Source organism: Aquabacterium sp., from assembly GCF_036279675.1.
In the GTDB taxonomy this organism is placed as follows: domain Bacteria; phylum Pseudomonadota; class Gammaproteobacteria; order Burkholderiales; family Burkholderiaceae_C; genus Aquabacterium.
Genome location: NZ_DASUIS010000013.1, coordinates 1 through 21,250, shown reverse-complemented (window position 1 = coordinate 21,250; position 21,250 = coordinate 1). Strand labels below are relative to the sequence as shown.

At 61.2% G+C, this 21,250-nt stretch carries 20 protein-coding genes, 1 pseudogene and 1 riboswitch; of the genes and pseudogenes, 14 read left to right on the top strand and 7 right to left on the bottom strand.

Annotated features, from left to right (window positions below; translation table 11 throughout):
- Positions 1-545, bottom strand: a pseudogene (locus VFW93_RS01480) (acetyl-CoA C-acyltransferase); the annotation flags it as partial.
- A complete protein-coding gene (locus tag VFW93_RS01475) occupies positions 538-2,661 on the bottom strand; it encodes a 3-hydroxyacyl-CoA dehydrogenase NAD-binding domain-containing protein (RefSeq protein ID WP_329692219.1) in 2,124 nt (707 codons plus the stop codon). The gene VFW93_RS01475 and the pseudogene VFW93_RS01480, both read right to left, overlap by 8 nt.
- Before the next feature lie 150 nt (positions 2,662-2,811).
- Between VFW93_RS01475 and VFW93_RS01470 the strand changes: the two genes are divergently transcribed.
- Both VFW93_RS01470 and VFW93_RS01465 read left to right on the top strand, forming a co-directional pair.
- Complete coding sequence (locus VFW93_RS01470; RefSeq protein ID WP_329692218.1) at positions 2,812-2,946, top strand: hypothetical protein; 135 nt, start codon at positions 2,812-2,814, stop codon at positions 2,944-2,946.
- Positions 2,947-2,994: 48 nt separating this feature from the next.
- Entirely contained in the window at positions 2,995-3,888 is an 894-nt protein-coding gene (locus VFW93_RS01465; protein WP_329692217.1) for a LysR family transcriptional regulator, read from the top strand.
- Between the two features lie 17 nt (positions 3,889-3,905).
- On the opposite strand, the gene VFW93_RS01460 is transcribed toward VFW93_RS01465, so the two are convergent.
- The gene (locus VFW93_RS01460) at positions 3,906-4,616 is read right to left on the bottom strand and encodes a hypothetical protein (RefSeq protein ID WP_329692216.1); all 711 of its coding nucleotides are present in this window, start codon (positions 4,614-4,616) and stop codon (positions 3,906-3,908) included.
- A 142-nt stretch (positions 4,617-4,758) separates the two neighbouring features.
- Here VFW93_RS01460 and VFW93_RS01455 point away from each other — a divergent pair, with 142 nt between their 5' ends.
- Positions 4,759-5,379 carry a YebB family permuted papain-like enzyme gene (locus tag VFW93_RS01455; protein WP_329692215.1) on the top strand — a complete coding sequence of 207 codons (621 nt, stop codon included), beginning with the start codon at positions 4,759-4,761 and terminating at the stop codon, positions 5,377-5,379.
- On the opposite strand, the gene VFW93_RS01450 is transcribed toward VFW93_RS01455, so the two are convergent.
- Together VFW93_RS01450 and VFW93_RS01445 are read right to left on the bottom strand one after the other, a co-directional pair.
- Positions 5,351-6,013: an alpha/beta hydrolase gene (locus tag VFW93_RS01450; protein WP_329692214.1), complete on the bottom strand. Its 663-nt coding sequence runs from the start codon at positions 6,011-6,013 to the stop codon at positions 5,351-5,353. The two genes, VFW93_RS01455 and VFW93_RS01450, sit on opposite strands and share 29 nt — an antisense overlap.
- 53 nt (positions 6,014-6,066) lie before the next feature.
- Positions 6,067-6,978, bottom strand: coding sequence for a LysR family transcriptional regulator (locus tag VFW93_RS01445; RefSeq protein WP_329692221.1), 912 nt, complete (start codon positions 6,976-6,978; stop codon positions 6,067-6,069).
- Positions 6,979-7,226: 248 nt separating this feature from the next.
- Here VFW93_RS01445 and VFW93_RS01440 point away from each other — a divergent pair, with 248 nt between their 5' ends.
- From VFW93_RS01440 to VFW93_RS01405, 8 genes are all read left to right on the top strand, one after another.
- Positions 7,227-8,570, top strand: a complete 1,344-nt coding sequence (locus tag VFW93_RS01440; protein WP_329692213.1) for an ATP-binding protein — start codon at positions 7,227-7,229, stop codon at positions 8,568-8,570.
- Positions 8,571-8,678: 108 nt separating this feature from the next.
- Positions 8,679-10,250: an EAL domain-containing protein gene (locus VFW93_RS01435; RefSeq protein WP_329692212.1), complete on the top strand. Its 1,572-nt coding sequence runs from the start codon at positions 8,679-8,681 to the stop codon at positions 10,248-10,250.
- A gap of 1 nt (position 10,251) precedes the next feature.
- Positions 10,252-10,431: a hypothetical protein gene (locus VFW93_RS01430; protein ID WP_329692211.1), complete on the top strand. Its 180-nt coding sequence runs from the start codon at positions 10,252-10,254 to the stop codon at positions 10,429-10,431.
- Positions 10,428-11,270 carry an HDOD domain-containing protein gene (locus tag VFW93_RS01425; protein WP_329692210.1) on the top strand — a complete coding sequence of 281 codons (843 nt, stop codon included), beginning with the start codon at positions 10,428-10,430 and terminating at the stop codon, positions 11,268-11,270. Before VFW93_RS01430 ends, VFW93_RS01425 begins: the two co-directional genes overlap by 4 nt.
- A gap of 12 nt (positions 11,271-11,282) precedes the next feature.
- Positions 11,283-12,608 (top strand): HD domain-containing phosphohydrolase, encoded by a 1,326-nt coding sequence (locus VFW93_RS01420; RefSeq protein WP_329692209.1) that lies wholly within the window; start codon positions 11,283-11,285, stop codon positions 12,606-12,608.
- Between the two features lies 1 nt (position 12,609).
- Positions 12,610-13,173, top strand: coding sequence for a response regulator (locus tag VFW93_RS01415; protein ID WP_329692208.1), 564 nt, complete (start codon positions 12,610-12,612; stop codon positions 13,171-13,173).
- 1 nt (position 13,174) lies between these two features.
- Positions 13,175-14,314: an FIST signal transduction protein gene (locus VFW93_RS01410; protein WP_329692207.1), complete on the top strand. Its 1,140-nt coding sequence runs from the start codon at positions 13,175-13,177 to the stop codon at positions 14,312-14,314.
- A gap of 86 nt (positions 14,315-14,400) precedes the next feature.
- A complete protein-coding gene (locus tag VFW93_RS01405; protein ID WP_329692206.1) occupies positions 14,401-15,402 on the top strand; it encodes an ATP-binding protein in 1,002 nt (333 codons plus the stop codon).
- 41 nt (positions 15,403-15,443) lie between these two features.
- On the opposite strand, the gene VFW93_RS01400 is transcribed toward VFW93_RS01405, so the two are convergent.
- On the bottom strand, positions 15,444-17,237 hold the full coding sequence (locus tag VFW93_RS01400; RefSeq protein ID WP_329692205.1) for a serine hydrolase domain-containing protein: 1,794 nt from the start codon (positions 17,235-17,237) through the stop codon (positions 15,444-15,446).
- A 264-nt stretch (positions 17,238-17,501) separates the two neighbouring features.
- Positions 17,502-17,704, top strand: a riboswitch (yybP-ykoY riboswitch).
- Between the two features lie 3 nt (positions 17,705-17,707).
- Here VFW93_RS01400 and VFW93_RS01395 point away from each other — a divergent pair.
- Genes VFW93_RS01395 through VFW93_RS01385 form a run of 3 tightly spaced genes read left to right on the top strand, consistent with a single transcriptional unit; the run spans position 17,708 to position 20,388 of the window.
- Positions 17,708-18,283, top strand: a complete 576-nt coding sequence (locus VFW93_RS01395) for a TMEM165/GDT1 family protein (RefSeq protein ID WP_329692204.1) — start codon at positions 17,708-17,710, stop codon at positions 18,281-18,283.
- A 33-nt stretch (positions 18,284-18,316) separates the two neighbouring features.
- A complete protein-coding gene (gene dmeF / locus VFW93_RS01390; RefSeq protein ID WP_329692203.1) occupies positions 18,317-19,279 on the top strand; it encodes a CDF family Co(II)/Ni(II) efflux transporter DmeF in 963 nt (320 codons plus the stop codon).
- A 32-nt stretch (positions 19,280-19,311) separates the two neighbouring features.
- Complete coding sequence (locus tag VFW93_RS01385) at positions 19,312-20,388, top strand: MBL fold metallo-hydrolase (RefSeq protein ID WP_329692220.1); 1,077 nt, start codon at positions 19,312-19,314, stop codon at positions 20,386-20,388.
- Here VFW93_RS01385 and VFW93_RS01380 read toward each other — a convergent pair.
- A partial coding sequence (locus tag VFW93_RS01380) for a hypothetical protein (protein WP_329692202.1) occupies positions 20,380-21,250 on the bottom strand: 871 nt, incomplete at its 5' end. The genes VFW93_RS01385 and VFW93_RS01380 overlap by 9 nt on opposite strands.

Here is a 21,250-nt window from a genome sequence, read left to right as displayed (position 1 = left end):
GCTTGCGCCTCGGCCGTCTTGCGCTGGCTCTCGACCGAGAAGCGGTCTTGCGCCTCGCGGCTGATCTGGTAGCGCCGGGCCACGATGTCGGCGGTTTCGATCATGGCCATGTACAAGGCCGGCTTGCGCTCGACGATCCAGGGGTCCATACCCGAGTCACCGTCTTCACGGGTCTTGATGCCCGAGATGCTCTCCACACCGCCCGCGATCATGGCGGGCGCACCATCGACGATGATGCGGCTGGCGGCCATGGCGATGGCTTGCAGGCCCGATGCGCAGAAGCGGTTGACCGTGGTGCCGGCGATGCTGATGGGCAGGCCGCTGCGGATGATGGCCTGGCGCGCGATGTTGCGGCCCGTGGTGCCCTCCGGATAGCCACAGCCCAGGATCGCGTCTTCGATCAGGGCAGGGTCGATGCCCGCACGTTCAACGGCCGCCTTGACAGCGAACGAAGCCAGCGTTGGCCCGGGCGTGATGTTGAGCTCGCCCCGGTGTGATTTGGTCAGCGGGGTGCGGGCGGTGGATACGATGACGGCTTCACGCATGGTTGTTGTCTCCTTTGTTCAGGCTGTCGAAATCGCGGCCTTCTGCCACCAGCTGGATCAGCAAGGTGGCGGGCTGCCAGAACAGCGGGTCTTCCTTGGCGAATTCGCGGATGTCGGCCAGGATCGCGGGCAGGCCGACCATGTCGGCGTACTTCATGGGGCCGCCGCGATAACGCGGGAAGCCGTAGCCATGCACCAGGGTCACATCCACATCCAGCGGGCGCAGCGCGATGCCTTCTTCCACGACCTTGGCGCCTTCGTTGATCATGGCCGCCAGATAGCGGCGCTGCAACTCATCAGGCGTGAATGTCCTTGGCTTGACCCCGGCTTTGGCGCGTTCCTCTTCAACGATGGCGAGCACCTCGGGATCGGGTGTGCCTGTGCGGGCACCGTTGGGGTAGAGGTAATAGCCGCGGCCGGTCTTCTGGCCGAACCAGCCACGCTCGCACAGCTGATCGGCGATGTGCACATAGCGAGCGCGTGGATCCCGCGTGGCTGCGCGGCGTTTGCGCGTGGCCCAGCCGATGTCGCCACCGGCCAGGTCGCTCACTTCATACGGGCCCATGGGGTAACCGAAGGCACGGGCCATCTGGTCGATCTCGTAGGGTGAGGCGCCGTCTTCCATCAAGTGGTCGGCAGCCGTTCGGTAGGTGGCCAGGATGCGGTTGCCGATGAAGCCATCGCACACACCGGCGCGCACCGGCACTTTCTTCAGTCGCTTGGCCAGCTCGAAGCCGGTGGCCACCACATCGGCACTGACCTTGGCCGGCACCACGATCTCCAGCAACTTCATGATGTTGGCTGGCGAGAAGAAGTGCAGGCCGATCACATCCTGCGGGCGGAACACGCTGGCGGCGATCTCGTTGATGTCCAGGTAGGAGGTGTTGGTGGCCAGCACGGCGCCAGGCTTGCAGACCTTGTCGAGCTGTGCAAACACAGCGTGCTTGACGGCCATGTCTTCGAACACGGCCTCGACCACGAGATCGGCCTCGGCCAGCGCCGCGTAGTCCACCGCGCCCACGAAGCGGGCCATCACGATGGCCTTGCCTTCGCTGCTGATGCGCCCTTTGGCGATCAGGCCGTCATACACCTTCTCAACGCGGGCGCGGCCCTGCGCCAGGGCCTGGTCATCGCGCTCGATCATGGTCACGTGCAGGCCCGTATCCAGCATGGCCACGGCAATGCCGGCCCCCATGGTGCCGCCACCGATCACCCCAACCTTGTTCAGGGCGCGTGGTTTGGCGGATTTGGTTTCCGGCGCTTTGAGCACCTCGCGCTCGGCGAAGAAGGCGTGGATCAGGCCGGCGCGTTGCGGGCTGGCCAGGCATTGCTCGAACAAGGCGCGCTCGGTACGCAGGCCTTCGTCAAAAGGCAGATCCAATGCGGCCTGCACGGCATCGACGATCTTCTCGGGCGAGAACAGGCCGCGCTTCTTGCGTACCTCGGTGCGCGCAGCGTCGATGGCCACGCCTTGTGCGCGCTTGTCTGCAAGGGCCTCGGTCAGGTCGCGCGTGCGGCGCACCTGGGCACCTTCCCCCAGCACGTGTCGCACATAGGCCAGGCCTTCTGCCTGCACGTCGTCGCTGGTGGCGATGTGGTCGATCAGGCCCATGCGCAAGGCTTCTGCCGCGCCGATGTGGCGGCCGCTGAGCATCAGGTCCAGGGCGGCTTGTGCGCCCACCAGGCGGGGCGCACGCTGGGTGCCCCCTGCGCCGGGCAGCAAGCCCAGCTGCACTTCCGGCAAGCCGAGTCTGGCGCTGTCAGTGGCCAGGCGATAGTGGGCCGACATGGCCACCTCCAGCCCACCACCCAGCGCCGGGCCATGGATGGCCGCGATCACCGGCTTGCTGCAGGCTTCGATGGCGTTGCACACATCGGGCAGCGAGGGCGCTTGCGGTGGCTGGCCGAACTCGCGGATATCGGCGCCCGCGATGAAGGCCTTGCCCTGGCCGACGATCAGCACGGCGTGCACGCGATCGTCCGCCTCGGCCTGCGCGATGGCCTGCTGCAGGCCCCGGCGTACCGCCACGCCAAGCGCGTTGACGGGCGGGTTGTCGATGCTGACCAGGGCGACATGGTTGTGCACGCTCAGGTGGACGGCGGGGGCTTGGCTCATGGGACGGGCGCTTTCTGCGGTTCGGATCGGCTGCACGGCAGGCCGGGGCCCATCGTGGAACGGACATTGTTCGAAAACAAGTGCGCCTTGACAATCCCTGTATCTATTGACAGACTGTCAAATCAATTTGAACAATCAAAGGACAACACCATGCCCAAAGGTCAACGCAACGGCAAGGAAGTGAAAAAGCCGAAGAAGGACACTTCACCCTCCAAGCCCATCTCTGCGGGCGTGGTCATGCCCACCAAGGTCACGGTGGTGCCCGAGCGCAGCAAGAAGAAATAAGGCGGCGCCTGTCGGGGCGCCTGAACCATCGCCATCACGTGTTCAGACATGGACCTTCAATCACTGACCCTGCTTGTCGAGATCCTGGACGCCGGCAACCTGAGCGAGGCGGCCCGCCGCCTCAAGATGAGCCGCGCCAATGTGAGCTACCACCTGGGCACCTTCGAGCGCAGCGTGGGGCAGCAACTGGTGCGCCGCACCACCCGCCGCATCGAACCGACTGAAATCGGCCTGCAGCTGTACGAGCACGGCCGCAAGATCCGCAACGAGCTGGACGCGGCGCGCGAGTCGGTGGCCACGCTGGGCCAGAGCCTGCAGGGCCGCGTGCGCCTGAGTGTGCCCAGCGGTTACGGCCAGATGGTGATGCTGCCCTGGCTGATCGATTTCAAGCGTGCCTACCCGGGCATCGTGATGGACGTGGCGTTCGAAAACCGCGTGGTTGACCTGCTGCGCGATGAGGTCGACATCGCCGTGCGCGTGATGTCCGACCCGCCTGATCACCTGGTGGCACGTGACATGGGGCCGGTGCGCTATGTGGCCTGCGCGTCTGCGGACTACGCCAAGGCCCATGGCATGCCCCACCAGCTGGAGGATCTGGATCAGTTGCCTGTGATCACCTCCGGCGTGGTGGGCAGGCAGCTGCGCCTGTCGGCCTACCTGCACGGTGAGCGCCACGAGGTGCCGCTGTCACCCACGCTGATGTCGGAGAACTTCGGTTTTCTGCGCGAAGCCATCCTGGCCGGGCTGGGCGTGGGCCTGGTGCCTGACTACGTGGTGCACGACGAGGTGCAGGCCGGGCGTGTGCAGACCGCGCTCAATGACTGGAAGCTCAGCATCTTTGGCACGCAGATGTACATGCTGTACATGCCCAACCGGCATCACACACGGGCCGCGTCCACCTTCATCGAGTTCATGCTGGAGCGGGCTCGCCAGCAGGCCTGACGCGCCCTGGCGATGCGCTACCAGCGCTTGCGTATGGGCGCCACATGCGCCTGCGGGTACATCAGGGTGAAGCTGTGCACCTTGACCACACCCAGGATCCGGCCGCGATTGAGGTCCGGGAACAGCACTGGATCAAAGCTGGTGGCGCGAATCGAGCCCAGTTGCACGATGCCATCGGCCTCGGGCGTGACGATGTACTCGTTGCCCTCCCATTGCTGGGCCAGCGTGCGCAGGAATTTGGGGATCACGGTGGCGTCGAAGTGCATGGAAGGGCCTCGGCCCTTGAACGACATCTCGGCGATGACATGCCCATGGCGTGACACGCAGACATGGTCCACGCCGTCATTGCCATAGCGCACCTTGAAATCGGCCTTGTCCATGGGGATGCCCCAGTTGCGGCGCCCGTTGACCACCGAGTTGTAGCTCGACACGAAGATGCGCGTGATGGAGCGGTGCCGGTGCTCGTTGAACTGCATGGGCCCGGGGATGTAGAGCAGCTCCTGGTACTGGCCGCAAGGCGCTTCGTGGTAATCGACAAACATCATCAGGGCCAGCCGCCCGCGATGAGATCTCGCCAGCAGAGGCGGCAAAAAGGCATTGTCGATGACGTCGCGCGGCATCCACGCGGCCACGATGTAGCCGTTGCCTGTGATGCGCCAGGGGGCCGGCGCGAGGGGAACGTGCGGGAGCGCCTCACTCGCCTCCAGCACCAGAATTTCATTGCTCATTTAGGGGTGTATCTTGCCGCAAGCCGGGGTGGTATCGCGTGGTGATACTGGATGTTGCACAAACTGGAACCTCGGCGAAATCGCTGGCGCAGGGCGAGGTCGAAGATCAAGCTGCACGCCTGTTTGTCAACGGGAGTCCTTCATGCCCTATTTCCTGCCGCCTCCGCAGCCGGTGGCCCAATTGTCTCAACAGGTTCAGGTGGGTGATGTCGTCTTCATCCGCGTGCCCGCCAGGCCCTTCAGGGAGGTGGCCGATGCCACCCAGTCATGGACCAATCATGTGGGCGTGGTGGTAGCTCGGGAAGGCGGGGATCCGGTGGTGGCCGAGAGCACTTTTCCTCTCTCGCGCTTCACGACGCTGTCCCGGTTTGTCGCGCGCTCGGAGGATCACCGCGTGGCGGTGGCACGGTTGAACGCACCGCTCACGAATGCCCAGAGAGCGGCCTTGTATGAGGCAGCCCGCCAGCGCACCGGGGTCTTGTATGACACAGGCTTCAACCTGCGTTCCAGCCGACAGTTCTGTTCCAAATACGTGCGTGAAGTGGTGGCGCAGGCCACAGGCCAGCAGCTCGGCGAGGTGGAGAACTTCTCGATGCTGCTCGCGCACAATCCGGACGTCAACCTGGGTTTCTGGCGGGTCTGGTACTTCGGTCGCATTCCATGGCAGCGAGAAACCGTTTCGCCGGCCAGCTTGCTGCAAAGCCCTCGGCTTCAGACCGTGTTCGACGGGATGGTCACCACAGGTCCAGCAACCACTGGTTGATGTCCTGCACCTCTTCCAGGCACAGGCTGTGGGCCATGGGGTAGTCGTGCCAGTCGACGCGGTAGGCCCATTGCTGGAGCTGGTCGCGCGCAGCCAGACCTCGGCTCATCAGCACCACGTCATCGTGCTGGCCGTGTGCCATGAAGATGGGCGTGTGCTGGTTGGCCGCATGGCGCTCTGCCTGTGTGAACTGAGGCAAGGGCAGGTAGCCCGACAAGGCGATGATGCCGCCCAGCGCCTGCGGATAACGCAGGCCGGCCATCAGCGCCATGGCGCAGCCTTGTGAAAAGCCCATCAGCACGATGCGCTCCGGCGCGACGCCGCGTTGCACCTCGCGCTCGATCAAGGCGTTGATGGCGAGGTGTGAGCGGCGCAGGCTGGCCTCGTCTTCACGACGCGTGGGGTCATTGGTGGGCAGGATGTCGTACCAGGCGCGCATCTCGTAGCCACCATTGATGCTCACGGGCATCACGGGGGCACTGGGCATCACGAAGCGCACAGGCCCGATGGCCGAGAGGTTCAGCTCCTCGCAGACGGGCACGAAGTCGCTGCCATCGGCGCCCAGGCCGTGCAGGATGATGATGCTGGTCGCGGGCGATGGTGCGGTGTCGATCTCGATGGCTTCAAGTTGCATGGCGGGGCCTTTGCAATGTGGGGGCATGAAGGGGTGAGGCTGGCGCAGAGGCTTCAGGCCAGCCACTCGATGCCAGGCAGTCTCGCGCATTCCTGGCCGATGATGTCGGCCATGTCCTGCATATACGGGCGGCTGGCGATGGCTTTCGGGCAAATGGCGTGCAGTTCGCTCCACAGCCCCTTGGGACCGATGGGCACGGCCTTCACATAGTCATGCTCCAGGTAGCTTTGCAAACCCCAGCTCGGCAGGGCGGCGATGCCGCGGCGGCTGGCCACCAGTTGCACGATGGCGACTGTCAGCTCGGCAGTACGGCGTGGCAGTTCCACGCCTGCGGGTTTGAGCACCTCGCGGATCAGGTCGATGCGCGGCTCGGGCACGGGGTAGGTGATCAGCGTCTGGTCGGCCATGTCCCTGGCGGTGAGGAAGCGTTTGTGGCGCAGCGGGTGATCATTGGCCAGCACGGCCAGGATCTCGAAGCGGAACAGCGGCCGCACCGACCAGGCACGTGGCGCTTTGGGGCGCGAGCCAATGACCAGATCGGCGCGGCCTTCCTTGAGCAAGGCGAGCGGATCGGCATGGAAGCCCGCCACCAGATCCACCTCTACCTCCGGCCAGCGCAGGCGGAAGGCGTGCATCACCGGCAGCAGCCAATCGAAGCAGGTGTGGCATTCCAGGGCTATGCGCAGTTCACCCTGGGTGTCTCCCTTCATGCGTTGCAGGTCGCGCTCGGCTGCGCTCACCTCGCTGAGCACGGTGCGTGCCAACGCCAACAGCCGTTCACCAGCAGGCGTGAAGCGCAGGCCCTGGCGGGTGCGTTCGAACAAGGGCGTGGCGTAGTGTTCCTCCACGGCCCGCACCTGATGTGACAAGGCCGACTGCGTGAGGTGCACACGATCGGCGGCGGTAGCCAGCTTTCCGGTGTCGGCGATGGCCATCAAGGAGCGGAGGTGGCGGATTTCAATCATGAGCACCATGTTAACCATGCGGTACTGTCTGGCGATGCGGTGGGCGACGAAGAGGTAACAAGACGGATATCTGATCCATTCTTCACGACCATTCCTGTTGGAATGGATGCGGGCTTGGGGCTATCCTTGTCTCAAGGGATCATCCAGAAGCATGGATGTCGAGTCCCGTACAAGCTCAGGCGCAACGCAACCGATCTATCTACCCGTGCACCATAAGGCATCGACGGGGTTCTGATGAAAGCGCAAAGATGACCGACAAACTCACCAAGTTGTCATGGTTGGAAGAGCTGTACATGCTCAGCCAGACTGCAGCGTCGGTGACCGATCTGGAGGAAGCGCTCAATTTGATGCTCAGGCATATCGCAGATGGGTTTTCTGCAGGCAGTGGCACCCTGGCGCTTGTCCAGGTTGATCAGCAGGTACTGGAGATCGCCGCAGGTACCGATTTGCCCCGGGAGGCTATCGGTCGGCATATCCTTTATGGCCAGGGCGTGTTGGGCAAGGTGGCGCAAGAGGGGGAGCCCATGCTGATCAACGGGACGTTGGATGCATCCAAGACCAGTCGCCCATCCGGTCCTTTGACGAGGCGCGTGCCGTCGTCGTCCATGTGCTGGCCGTTGAAACTCAAGGGCAATGTCATGGGCGTGTTGGCAGTCAATCGCTTCGAGCCTCAACAAGGGTTTGACGACAAAGACCTGCAACGCGGAGGCATCATGGTCAACATGTTGGCCCTGGTCATCGAAAACCTGAGGATGCATCGAGAACAAAAGCAGCGAATCGCTCATTTGTCAGATCTCAACGAGAAGATGTTGGAGATGAATCGCCAGCTGGCCAATACGCAAGCTCAGTTGCTGCAGCAGGAGAAGTTGGCTTCGATCGGGCAATTGGCCGCAGGCATCGCACACGAGATCAACAACCCGTTGGGATTTGTCTCATCGAACTTGCGTAGTCTCAACGGCTATGTAGAGGCCCTCATTGGACGGGTGCTGGCCCAGCCCTCGACGATGACGTCGGATGAGGAGCTTCAATATCTGATGGAGGATGTCCCCATTCTGGTGAAGGAAACCTCAGAAGGTCTGGAACGGGTTCGTCGGATCGTGCAAGATCTACGCGATTTTTCTCGAATTGACGCTGCAGACCAATGGGAGTTCGCCGATATCAATGCTCATCTGCAGAGCGCAATCAACCTGGGCTTGACGGAGTTCAAAGATCGCATTGATATTCAGACCGACTACGGCGACATACCTCATGTGCAGTGTCTGTTGGCGCAATTGAATCAGGTATTCCTCTGTCTGATGATAAATGGGGTGCAGGCCATCGCCGGAAAGGGAACGATGACGATCAGCACGGGCGTGGATTCATCGAGGCAGCAGGTGTGGATCAGCGTCAGCGACAGCGGATGCGGTATCCCGTCTGAAAACATGACACGGATCTTTGAGCCATTTTTTACGACCAAGCCGATTGGCAAAGGCATTGGTCTGGGTTTGTCTCTGGCCTATTCCATCGTCAAGAAGCATGATGGGCTTCTGACTGTGTCGAGTTCTGAAGGACATGGTTCCACGTTTGAAGTCCGCTTGCCAATCAGGCATTGACGCGCGAGGTTCTCCGGCTTTTATTGCGTGAGTCGGGCGTTGGTGTCAACGCAATGCTGATGCGTTGCGGTATTTTTCAGGAGTCCTGTTGTGCTCGATAGGCGACAGATGCAATACGAGCCCGTGGTTCAACTCTCCGGTGGCGGGGTGGACCATGTACAGGCGCATTTGTGCTTGAGCGATGCAACGGCGCCTGCAGTTCGGCACGATCCTGACATGCGTTCGCTCCTCCCCATCGAAGAGGCATGGAGTGATTTCGCCTGGACGCTGGAGCGGGCCTGCATCCAGGCCATGAGTTGGTCACGCATGGGTTGCGCCATCCGTCGTGTCTATGTTGCGCTGCCGCTTGTGCTTTCTCAACAGCCTGGCATGGTGCGCCGGGTTGAGCGCATGCTGGCCGATTCCTGCGTTGATACACGGTTGATGGGCATCGCACTGTCTGACATGGCCTGGCATGAGCACATGGACCAGATGCATCAGGCATTGCGGCAATTCAAGGCCATGGGGTTGGAGGTGGTATTGGATGACTTTGGTCGAGGCTTTTGGAATCCTTCGCTTCTGGCTACATTGCCAGTAGACATGGTCCGCATTTCATCGGAACTGATCGGGGGCATCGGCGTATCCGGTGGTCGTGCGTGTGTGGCACAAGCGTTGATGAGCACGGCGCAGGCGCTGTGCATGCGCGTGGTGGTCAAGCACGCGCAGGATGAGCAGACGCTCAGGATCCTCGCAAGGGAGAAGGTTCCTTATGCCATGGGGCCATGTGTCGCGTCTCCCATGCGTGACTTTGAACTGACCGAGCTCCTTCACAGTGCGAAGTTGCAATGTCCAGTCACCCCTGAAGGACCTTGTCGCACTTTGCTGCTCGTGGATGATGAAGCCAATATCCTGGCTTCTCTCAAGCGCTTGCTCCGACGGCAGGGGTACAACATACTGACCGCCAACAGCGGCAAAGAAGGGCTGGATCGCATGCAAGAGGCAGCGGTCGACGTCATCATCTCGGACCAACGGATGCCGGGCATGACGGGCGTCGATTTTCTTCGGCAAGCGAAGGCGCTGTACCCGGACACGATGCGCATTGTCTTGTCGGGCTATACGGAGTTGCAATCCATCACCGACGCGATTAACGAAGGCTCCATATACAAGTTCCTGACCAAGCCCTGGGATGATGAACTGCTCAAGGCTCAGATAGATGAGGCCTTTCGCCAGAAGGAAATGCAAGACGACAACCGGCGACTTTCTCAGCGTGTCAAAGACATGAACGCGGAGTTGGAGAAGGCCAATGCCAGGTTGTCCTCGCTGGTTCAGGAACAGGACGCAAAAATAGAGCGAGATGAGGCCCAATTGCTGGTCTCGCATGAGGTTCTGGAAAGCATTCCCTGCCCCATGATCGGACTGGATGCGGATGGCATGGTCGCCTTCGTCAACGCGGATGCCGAGCAGGCGTTGGGCCTCAACGTTGGCCTGGTCCTGGGGGAGCATGGCGCCGGGGTGCTGCCCGATTCGCTGTGGGCCCTGCTCGAACAGGTCGATTCGGATGGCCTGCGGTTGGAGGTGCGAGGCCGAACCTTTCTGGCGAGTGCAAGGCGACTGCCAGCTGCGGGTGGCGCCTGCGGTCATCTGCTGGTTCTGTTGCCTGGCCAACAGGAGTGCGAGGGGGGCGACTGCCATGCGTCATGACATGAACAAGGTCGGTGGTCAGGCGACTCAACAGTCCTCGCCAATCCAGCATGGTTTGATGAGTGGGCAGACCAGAGAGACCGAGCGGATCGAGTATCTGTTTCGGGCATGTGCGCGCGAATCCAGGGTGCATCCGCTCAAGGATTTGTTGATCCGTTATGTGGCAAGAGCCAAGAAATGAGTGCCGTCACGACTGAGCAAGTCATCGCGGGCATCAAGGATTTGCCCGCGATGCCCGCTGTCGTCAGTGAGATATTGGGAAGCTTGGGTCGAGAGTCCTTGAGTGCAGAGGATCTGGCACGCAAGTTGAGTTGCGATCAGGGCTTGATGGCCAAGGTGCTCCGGTTGGCCAACTCGCCGTTTTTTGGGGTATCAAGGAGAGTCGTATCTGCTCAGGAGGCCGTTGCCATTCTCGGACTCCGATCGATTCGCTCCATTGTTGTCGCGTCGGCGGTCGTAGGCGCCATCAAGCAACCGGCAGATTCGGTTCTGGATTTCCATTCATTCTGGCGGCACAGCCTGGCAACTGCACTTTGCGCCGAACTCATCGCGCGCGAGGTCGGGCAGTCACAGGAACTCGCCTTTGTATCGGGCTTGTTGCACGATGTCGGCAGAATGGCTTTGGCTCTGGCCAGCCCGCATTCCTTTGCCCTGGCCCAAGCATATCGGGACGAGCATGATTGCTCTCTGCAAGACGCCGAAAGCCAGGCTCTGGGGTTGGACCATGCCCGGTTGGGCGCATGTCTTGCAGAACATTGGAAGTTCCCTCCAGAGATCGTTCGTGCGGTGGCGGCACACCACTCACCGGATGTAGATCGCGGCGTCAGCCTGGCCGCGGTCCTGAGTGTGTCAGACAACCTCGTGCATGCACTGGATCTTGTGGGTGATCCGAGAGAGATCGTTTCGCCCATGGACTCGATGGCATGGTTTGTTCTTGATTTGAAGGACGACCAGTACATGCAGATCTTTGAGCGCCTGCCGACTCAATTGAACGAGATTTGCACAAGTCTCCTGACATAGGGGTGTCGATATATGGAAGCGCCTGCATTGCAAACCCTCGATGAGTCTGGCAAGTGGACGTTGCTGTGTGTTGATGATGAGCCCAACATCCTGTCTTCATTGCGGCGTTTGTTTCGTGCATCAGGCTACAAGGTCTTGACCGCTGAGGGAGGCGATCAAGCCTTGGCCTTGTTGGCCGAGCAGTCGGTTGACCTGGTGATCTCCGACATGAGGATGCCCCACATGGACGGGGCCCAGCTACTTGAGCAAATCAAGGATCGCTGGCCATCGATCACCCGCTTGTTGCTGACGGGTTATGCCGATGTGGCATCGACCATCGCCGCGATCAACCGGGGGCAGATTCATCGTTATATGAACAAGCCTTGGAACGATGACGAGGTTCTCCTGATCGTCAAGGAGTCCTTTGAGCGCAAGCAGCTCGAGCGCGACAAGCAGCGCCTGGAGTTGTTGACGCAGCGGCAGAACGAGGAGCTCAAGGACCTCAATGCCAACCTCGAATTCAAAGTCGAGCAACGGACAGCTGAATTGGGGCAGGCCAATGATCGTCTCAAAAAGGGATACATGGCCACCATCAAGGCGTTTTCCAGCCTGATTGAGCAACGTGGGCCACATCTGGTCGGGCACGCGCGGAAAGTGGCGGATGTGTCGCGGCGTATCGCCATGGCCATGAACCTGGATGAGCAAACCGTTGGCGACGTGTTCATCGCGGGTTTGCTGCACGATGTTGGCCAGGTCAGTCTGCCCGATGTCGTGCTGGTCAAGCCGGTTCCCAAGATGGCAGATGATGAGCTCAAGCAATATCGGATGCATCCGTTGCGCGGGGAGCAAACGTTGATGTCCCTGGACGACCTGCAAGGGGTTTCCATGCTGATTCGCTCACATCACGAGCGCTATGACGGACAAGGCTTCCCTGACAGGCTGACGGGTGAGGCCATTCCTCTCGGTGCCCGTATCCTGGCGGTTGCGGAGACCTATGACGATCTGCAGTCAGGGCACTTGGGGTCCACGGGGCTCAGCCCCTCTGAGGCGCGCGTTTTGATCGAGAAGAGCCATGCGCAGTTCGATCCCATCGTTGTGTCGGCCTTCCTTGGGCTTTTCAAGAGACCTGTGGTGGAGTCGACGCGTCCCTTGTCTCTGACCATGGGGGAGTTGCGGCCCGGCATGGTTTTGGCCAAGGACTTCATGTCTGATGAAGGTGTGGTCTTGTTGGCTGCGGACTTTGTTCTGACTGCAGACATGATTGCCCGTTTGCGGGCGTTCGAACGCAAGCTGAATCGAAGCCTGCTGTTGTCCGTCAGGCCTGCCTCGGCTTCTGAACCGGGAGTATCGAATGCCTAGATTGCTGATCCTGGACGATGAATCCAATGTGATTGCCGCGTTGAGGCGATTGATTCGCCAGCACTATCAGAACAGTTTGGAGGTCATGGCATTTGTCGATCCCCTGGAAGCACTCGACAGGGTGAGAGATACGGCCTTCAATGTGGTGATGTCTGACTTCCGAATGCCTGCGATGACGGGGCTGGCGTTTCTGGAGCAGGTCAGGTTGGTGCAGCCTCATGCGATCAGGATGATCCTCAGTGCTTCATATGACTTTGACATCATCCAGAAGGCGGTCAATGACGTCGAGGTATTTCGCTATATGGCCAAACCTTGGGACGAGCGGGAACTGTTGACTCAGATCCAGGCCGGGCTCGATAAGTCCACCCTGGGCCAGCAAGAGCGTGCACTGGCTGATGCCATGCGCCTTCAGCAGGGGGCCATGAGTCCTGCCGACCTGGAGTTGAAGAGACTGGAAGAGCAGGAGCCGGGTATCACGGTGGTGGACTGGGGCCCCAATGGCGAGGTCATCATGCCGGATGGCTTGCTTGACTCGGATATCGAACCAAAGACGAGGAGGTCGTGATATGAACGTCGCTCAAATGGTGTGGCAGGTCTCGACAGGATGGGTGGAGACCGTGGCGGCAACCTGCTCAGATAGGCCGCAATTGATCCTTGCTTTTGGTACTCGCAGCTTGCTGGCGCGGCCGGATGTCATGACCCCCCTTCGTGTCAGGTATCCAGATGCGGTGGTCGTCGGGTGCACCACTGCAGGAGAGATCGAGGATGTGCGTGTTCATGATGCGAGCATTGTGGCGACCGCCATTCATTTTGAACAAACGACATTGCGAATGGCAACCGGTGAAGTGCTGTGCGCTGAAGACAGTTTCAATGTTGGGATGAACCTGGCCCGGACGCTGGATGAGCCGGGGTTGCGTCATGTTCTGGTCTTTTCTGATGGATTGAACGTGAACGGAACGGCACTGGCCAAGGCATTTCGAGATCATCTGCCGGTCAACGTGTCGGTGACTGGCGGGCTGGCTGGCGATGGGGACAGATTCCAGCAGACCGGCGTGCTGATCAATGGCGAACTGAAGGAGAAGCAAGTTGTCGCAGTCGGACTCTATGGCGAGCGACTCGTTGTGGGATATGGCTCTTTGGGCGGCTGGGACCCCTTTGGTCCTCAGCGATTGGTGACCAGGTCTGTTGGCAACGTGTTGTATGAGCTCGATGGAGAGTGTGCACTGGATCTATATAGGCGCTATCTCGGGCCACATGCATCTGACTTGCCGGGTAGCGCCTTGATGTTCCCTTTGGCCATTCAATCAGAGGGTGAGGACCACAGCCTGGTTCGTACGGTCCTGAGTATCAACGAGGCGGAGCGGTCCATGACTTTCGCCGGGGATATCCCGCAAGGAAGCCATGCTCATTTGATGAAGGCCAACATTGACAGATTGGTGGATGGTGCGGTGGGCGCGGCTGTCGAGGGGCGTCACTGTTTGGGTCAGAACGAGCCGCAGTTGACGATCTTGATCAGCTGTGTCGGTCGCAAGCTGGTTCTCAAACAGCGAGTGGAAGAGGAAGTTGACGCAGTGAGAGATGCCATGGGGCGCGGTACGGTTATCGCTGGCTTTTACTCATATGGTGAGATCTGCCCCAATGGAGAGTTGACAAGATGTGAGTTGCACAACCAGACCATGACCATCACCACGCTGGCGGAATCGTGAACCATCACAAGCTACTTGCACGTCAGCTGCGTCGTTGCTGGCCCGATCCGAGCCTGATGCCGCCATCCTGTGAAGCTCTGTTTGCCTTGGTTGATCAGGCATACAAGGACTTCGACGAGGATCGAACGGCTATCGAGCGTACCCTGGATCTGATGTCTCAGGAGCTGACGCAGCGCAACGCCGAGCTTCGTCACGAGTTGGCTCAAAAGCAACTTGTTCAGGATGCACTGATTGCCGAGAAGAATGAGCAACTCGCATTGATCAAGAAGCTGGAGGAAGCGCACAACCAGCTTCTTCAGTCAGAGAAGCTGGCCTCCATTGGACAACTGGCGGCAGGCGTGGCGCACGAAATCAACAATCCCATTGGCTTTGTTTCTTCGAATCTGACGACCTTGCGGAACTACGTCAACAGTTTCCTGGAGGCCACTGCCGTCTATGACGGATTGATGGGGGATGTATCGGATGCGGGGCGTCAGCAAGTTGCAGCCATGAGGGCCAAGCTGGATCTCGACTTCATGAAGGATGATGCGGTTTCATTGCTGGAGGAGTCTGCAGAGGGCATCCGCCGGGTTCGGCAGATTGTTCAGGACCTGAAGGACTTCTCTCATGTGGATGAGGCGCAGTGGCAATGGGCCGATTTGCACAAGGGCCTCAACAGCACGCTCAATATCGTCAACAACGAGATCAAATATGTTGCCGATGTGGTCAAGGACTATGGCCTGATCCCGGAGGTGCAATGTCTGGCGTCTCAGTTGAACCAGGTGTTCCTGAACATGCTGATCAATGCGTCGCATGCTTTCAAGGGAAAACGGGGTGTGATCACCATCAGGACTGGTCAGCTGGATGGCGAGTCCGTTTTCGTCGAAATTGCGGACAACGGTTGCGGCATGGCGCCCGAGGTCGTGGGCCGAATCTTTGATCCTTTTTTCACGACCAAGCCTGTGGGCCAGGGAACAGGGCTCGGGCTGTCTCTGGCCTACAGCATCATGAAGAAGCACCAGGGCCGAATCGACGTGAAAAGCCAGGTCGGTGAAGGTACGACGTTTCGCATGACATTGCCCATCCAGCAGGAGGAGGTCCTGCCTTAGAGCGAAGGTCACCCGACCTGGGTGCCGCTGGTGGCAAGTGATCAAGGCTTGATGTAGAGCGAGTTGTTGTAGGCACTCTCCAGCACGCCCTTGGCGCCGCCACCGCCGGTGATGTTGGAATTGATGAACAGCACGCCCAGCACGCGGGGGCCGGTCACCGGGCCAAACATGGCCACCGATGTGGTGATGTTGTCGCACACGCCGTTGGCATCGCAGGCTGCGCCCCAGCCGCCGTTCTTCTCCAGCTCGGTGTTGGTGTCCACGTCCCAACCCAGGCCGCGCTGGCGCATGGTCTCGAACAGGTCCTTGCCATTGGAGGCTGCCAGGATCTTGCCGTCCTTGGCGTTGAGGCTCAGCATCACCTTGGCCATGTCTTCAACGGACAGGTACCAGCCGGCTGCGCCACAGATCAAGGAGACATCACCCCAGTTGGTGCCGCCCGAGTTGTCGGATGGGCCCTTGTAGGCGTAGGCGAAGTTCGTGCTGTTGACCGGGGGCTTGCAGCTCACGCCATTTTGGCCGACCAGGTTGAACACGTTCTGCTGAACCAGCTGCGTGTATTGGTTGGCCAGGGTTTGCGGGCGTGTGGCCTGGTTGGCATCTTCGGCAAAGCCGGCCACCTTGGGCAGCAGCACACGCATGATGGCGAAGTTGTAGTTGCTGTAGCACCAGCCCTGGTTGTTCACGTTGATCGGGTTGGCCGGGTTGACCACACCGGAGCCCTGGCACATGGTGTTGGCGTTCGTGTTGACCGCTTGAGAGAAGAAGGACTTGAGCTTGGCGTAGTCCATCGAGACATTACCGTAGTCCTTGATGCCGCTGCGTTGGCCCAGCAGTTGGGCGAAGGTGATGTTCTTGACGTAGTTGCTTTGAACGTTCCAGTCGGAAGGCAGGTAGGCGCCAATGGCGGTGTCCAGGCTGATGCCCTTCTGATCGAGCAGGCGCACTGCAGCGATGGTGGTCACCAGCTTGCTGACGCTGGCCACGGTGATCTTGGTGTTGGACTTGAAGTCGGTTTCGGGCGCATCGGCCGAGGTGCGGGCGTCACCATAACTGCCGAACTTGGGGTACTGGCCCACGAAGAAGCTGTAGCCGGTGACCTTGCCGTCCAGTTGCGCACGGATCTTCTTTTCGATGTCACACACCTTCACGCACTGGTTGCCCGAGCAGATGGGCACGCTGGGCGGTACCTTGGCATAGTCGCTCCAGCCTTCCTTGACCAGCAGCGATTCTCGATGAGGATCCATCGGGGTCTGGGCCTGAGGGCCGCGCCAATCCAGCACGCTGCTGAACTGCGGGCCGCACACATTGCGGTATTGCGCGTTCCACTGGCTGTACTGCTGGTCTTCAGGCAGTTGCGATTGCGCGGCGGGCAGGATGGCATCCAGGTGCACGCTGACGGTGGTCGACGCGCCGGGTTGCAGCGTGGGGATGCTCACGCCGTAGGTGTTCTGCTTCATCAACTGGTTGCCATCCTTCACCGACAGCCAGGCCGGATCCGAGACCGTCTTGCTGGTGTTGGTTAGCTTCAGGGTCACGTCGGCGCCGGCATAGTGAATCTGCGTGTAGGGCACCACGCCGATCTTTTCCTCATAGCTGAGGATCTCGACCTTGGGGAAGTTGGCACTGGAGCCGAACACGATGGACGAGGTGTTGACCGTGGTGACGGGCGTCGTGTTGGTGGTGGGCGTGGTGGTGGTCGAGGTGGTACCGATGACGGGCGTACCGCTGGCTGCCATCGCGTGCAGTGGCACGAAGGTCGCGGCGAAGCCGGCCGCAAAGCTGGCCAGGGTGAAGGCGCCGTAGCGGATGCGTTGGCGGGTTGAAACTTTCATTTGAATCTCCAGGGAAAGAAAAATCGGGTTGCACGGGGCAGCGTGTGGGGCGGTGTGGCTTGTTGCCAGGGCGCCGGTCCGTGCTGACAGGTCGCCATTGAATGCGTCTGGCCGCCTGCTCGCATCCCCCCAAGGTGGGTTTTCACCATCGAGAGGGGCCATGGCGGATGTCGCTGCGCGATTGCGTGTGCTGCGCGTTTTCGCTGTGTTTCAGGCCGCACCCTGCAGCGCTTTGTGGGGCGCCGTGGCGGCTTTGGTACACTCTCGCCTGTCATTCGGGAGTAGCTGCGCCTCGTCACGAGGCGGCCCGCGTCAACATATTTGGCTCCACAGAGCCATGGCGCTGGCGGTTACGGCCCTGGGCTGCTCAACAGCCCCGGCTTTTTCTTGGCAAGACGTCTGACCATGTGCTGCTTCACGGCTGGTGGGCGGCTCGTGGTCATGCGTACACACCAGCCAAGGACCTCCAGATGGAATCCCTACTCGTATCGACCGGCGTGGTCGCCCTGGCAGAAATTGGCGACAAGACCCAGTTGCTCGCCTTCATCCTGGCCGCGCGTTTCAAGCGCCCCGTGCCCATCATCCTGGGCATCCTGGCCGCCACCCTGGTCAACCATGGCCTTGCGGGCGCCCTGGGCACCTGGATCACCTCGGTGGTGTCGCCGCAAGCCATGCGCTGGGTGCTGGGCCTGAGCTTCATCGGCATGGCCATCTGGACCCTGATCCCCGACGAAATCGAAGAGGAAGAGACCAAGGTGGCACACAAGCTGGGCGTGTTCGGCGCCACGCTGGTGACCTTCTTCCTCGCCGAGATGGGCGACAAGACGCAGCTGGCCACGGTGGCCCTGGCCGCGCACTATGTTTCACCTGTCATGGTGGTGGCAGGCACGACCCTGGGTATGCTGATTGCCGATGTGCCTGCTGTTTTTGTCGGCAACCGGTTTGCCGAGAAAATCCCGATGAAGCTGGTGCACGGCATTGCCGCTGCGATCTTTGCCGTGATGGGCGTGCTCACGCTGCTCCAGATCGACAAGTTGTTCGCCTGATCGATGCTGATCGGCACACACAAAGGCCCAGGTATGAGAGACACGGAATTGTCTGAATGGATCCACGATCACGTCTTCGATGAGGGCAGCCAGCAGGCCGAGACCCGCACGAGGCTGGTGATGTGGATCACGCTGGCCACCATGGTCATCGAGATCACGGCGGGTTGGTGGTTCAACTCGATGGCCTTGCTGGCCGATGGCTGGCACATGAGCTCGCACGCCGTGGCCATCGGCCTGAGCGCCTTTGCCTATGCGGCTGCACGCCGTTATGCGAAGGACCCGCGCTTTGCCTTTGGCACCTGGAAGGTCGAGGTGCTGGCAGGCTTTGCCAGCGCCGTGTTCCTGGTGGGCGTGGCAGGCCTGATGATCTTCGGCTCGGTCGAGCGGCTGCTGACGCCTGAGCCTATTCACTACCGCGAGGCCTTGATCGTGGCCGCGCTGGGGCTGAGTGTGAACCTGATCTGTGCCTTCATCCTGGGTGGGGTGCATGACCACGACCATGCGGGGCATGGGCATCACCACGACCAACACGGCCATCATCATGATGATCATGGCCATCAGCACGACCTGAACCTGAAGTCGGCCTATGTGCACGTGCTGGCCGATGCCGCCACGTCCGTGCTGGCCATCCTGGCGCTGATCGGCGGCTGGATGTACGGCTGGTCCTGGCTGGACCCGGTGATGGGCCTGGTCGGTGCCGTGCTGGTGGCCGTGTGGGCCAAGGGCCTGGTGATCGAGACGGGCAAGGTACTGCTGGACCGCGAGATGGATCACCCGGTGGTCGAAGAGATTCGCGAGGTGATCGCCGAGCTGGATGCCCATGAGGATAGCCATCTGACCGATCTGCACGTGTGGCGCGTGGGTAAGGCCGTGTACTCATGCGCCTTGACCGTGGTCACGCGTGATGAGGCCCTGACGCCCGCCTTGATCCGCGAGGCCCTGAAGGTGCATGAAGAGATCGTGCACGCCACGATCGAGGTGCACTACATTCGTTGATGTGATCCTTGGAGGCAACCATGTTCGGCAAGCTGATCTTCCGGCAACTGTTTGATGCCGCTTCGTCAACCTATACCTATCTCCTGGGCTGTCCCGCCACGCGGCAGGCCGTGATCATCGACACGGTGTTCGAGCAGCACCTGCGTGATCGCGCCTTGATCGAAGAGCTGGGGCTCACGCTGCTGGCGGCGCTGGACACGCATTGCCACGCCGATCACGTGACCGGCGCCTGGTTGATGCAGCAGGCTACCGCATGCCGCATTGGCATTTCGAGGCGCTATGGCGAGGCGCTGCAAGGCGCCGATTGGCTGCTCGACCATGGCGACAAGGTCGTGTTCGGCGAGCGCCACCTGGCGGTGCGGGCCACGCCGGGGCACACCGATGGCTGCATCTCGTATGTGCTGGATGATCAGCAAATGGCCTTCACGGGTGACAGCCTGCTGATCCGTGGCGCAGGCCGTTGTGACTTCCAGCAAGGGCACGCGGGCACCTTGTTCCGCTCGATCACGCAGCAGTTGTTCAGCCTGCCCGAAGATTGCCTGATCTTCCCGGGGCACGACTACGCGGGCCGGACGATGTCATCGGTGGCCGAAGAGCGCGCGCACAACCCTCGCATCGGCGGGCAGGCGGACGAGCGCGATTTCGTCGGCTTCATGCAGAACCTGCATCTGCCGCATCCCAAGCAGCTGGCGGTGGCGCTGCCGGCCAATCTGCGCTCGGGGCAGCCGGCCGATGGCAAGGTGCCGCAACTGGCGGACTGGGGCCCCGTGCGGCAAACGTATGCGGGCTTGCTGGAGATCGAGCCGGAGTGGGTGTCCGAGCACCTGGACGAGGTGCTGGTGCTGGATGTACGCCAGCCGCAAGAGGTGGACGAGCGCCTGGGCCGCATCCAGGGGGCACGCATCCTGCCTTTGAGCGAGCTGAAGGCCGCGCTGGCTCAGATCCCGCAGGGCAAGCCCGTGGTCACCGTGTGCCACGCCGGCATGCGCTCTGGGCAGGCCACCGTCATCCTGCGCCAGGGTGGCTTCACGCGTGTGGCCAATATGCGCGGCGGCATGCTGACCTGGCAGCAACTGGGGCTGCCGGTCAGTTCATCGCCTTCAGCTTGAGGCCTGCACCACGCATTCGCGCCGCAGCAGGGCCAGGGCGTCGTTGTGCGAGGTCACGGCATCGCTGAGCAGCAGGGGCTGTGCCTCCTGCAGGAACAGGCGCCACAGTGCGAGATAGCCTTCGCGCAAGGCGGCCGGCGCATGGGCCTGGATGAAGGCCTGGGCGCGCTCCGGATGCAGGCCTGACTTGCGGATCTTGCGGATCAGCGTGGCGGCGCTCTTGTCGGTCATGCTGATCTTGGCCGCACTGCCTGCGGCGATGTGCAGGAACACGGTCAGCAGCGCGTCTTCGTCGGTCTGGCCTTGTGTGGCCTTGCGCCATTCGTTGGAGGCACTGCGCTCGTGGTGGTCGATCTCGGCCAGCGCGTCTTCGATCCAGAAGTAGCGGCCCATGAAGGCCGTGGTCTGCATGAAGAGCTTGCGCGGCGAGAGGTTCGCATCCAGGATGCGGGGCATGTCAGCCAGCAGGGATTGGCGCACCGTTTCAACCGCACCGTGCAGGTGGGCGGGCAGCTCATCGGGCACCACGATGCCTTCTTCGCTGGCCAGCATGGGTTGGCGGCGCAGCACGCCGATGGTTTTCTCGAAGCCGATCCAGTCGGGCAGGGCGTCGCGGCCCACGGCTTCGATCAGCAAGGCGGTGCGGATCACGGCTTCGGCTTCGGCACCGAACTCTTCCAGCTCGTCGTCGCTGGTGTCGAGCTGGGCGGCCATCCAGGTCGCGGCTTCGATCAGGTCGGCGGCATGGCGGCGGGTGGCCAGCTCGGCGCGGTAGTCGGCCAGCGGGCGCAAGGTCCACTTGGCCAGGTGCGGGATCATGTCGTCGGTGAAGCCCTTGCGCTCGCTCATGCCGAAGTGCGAG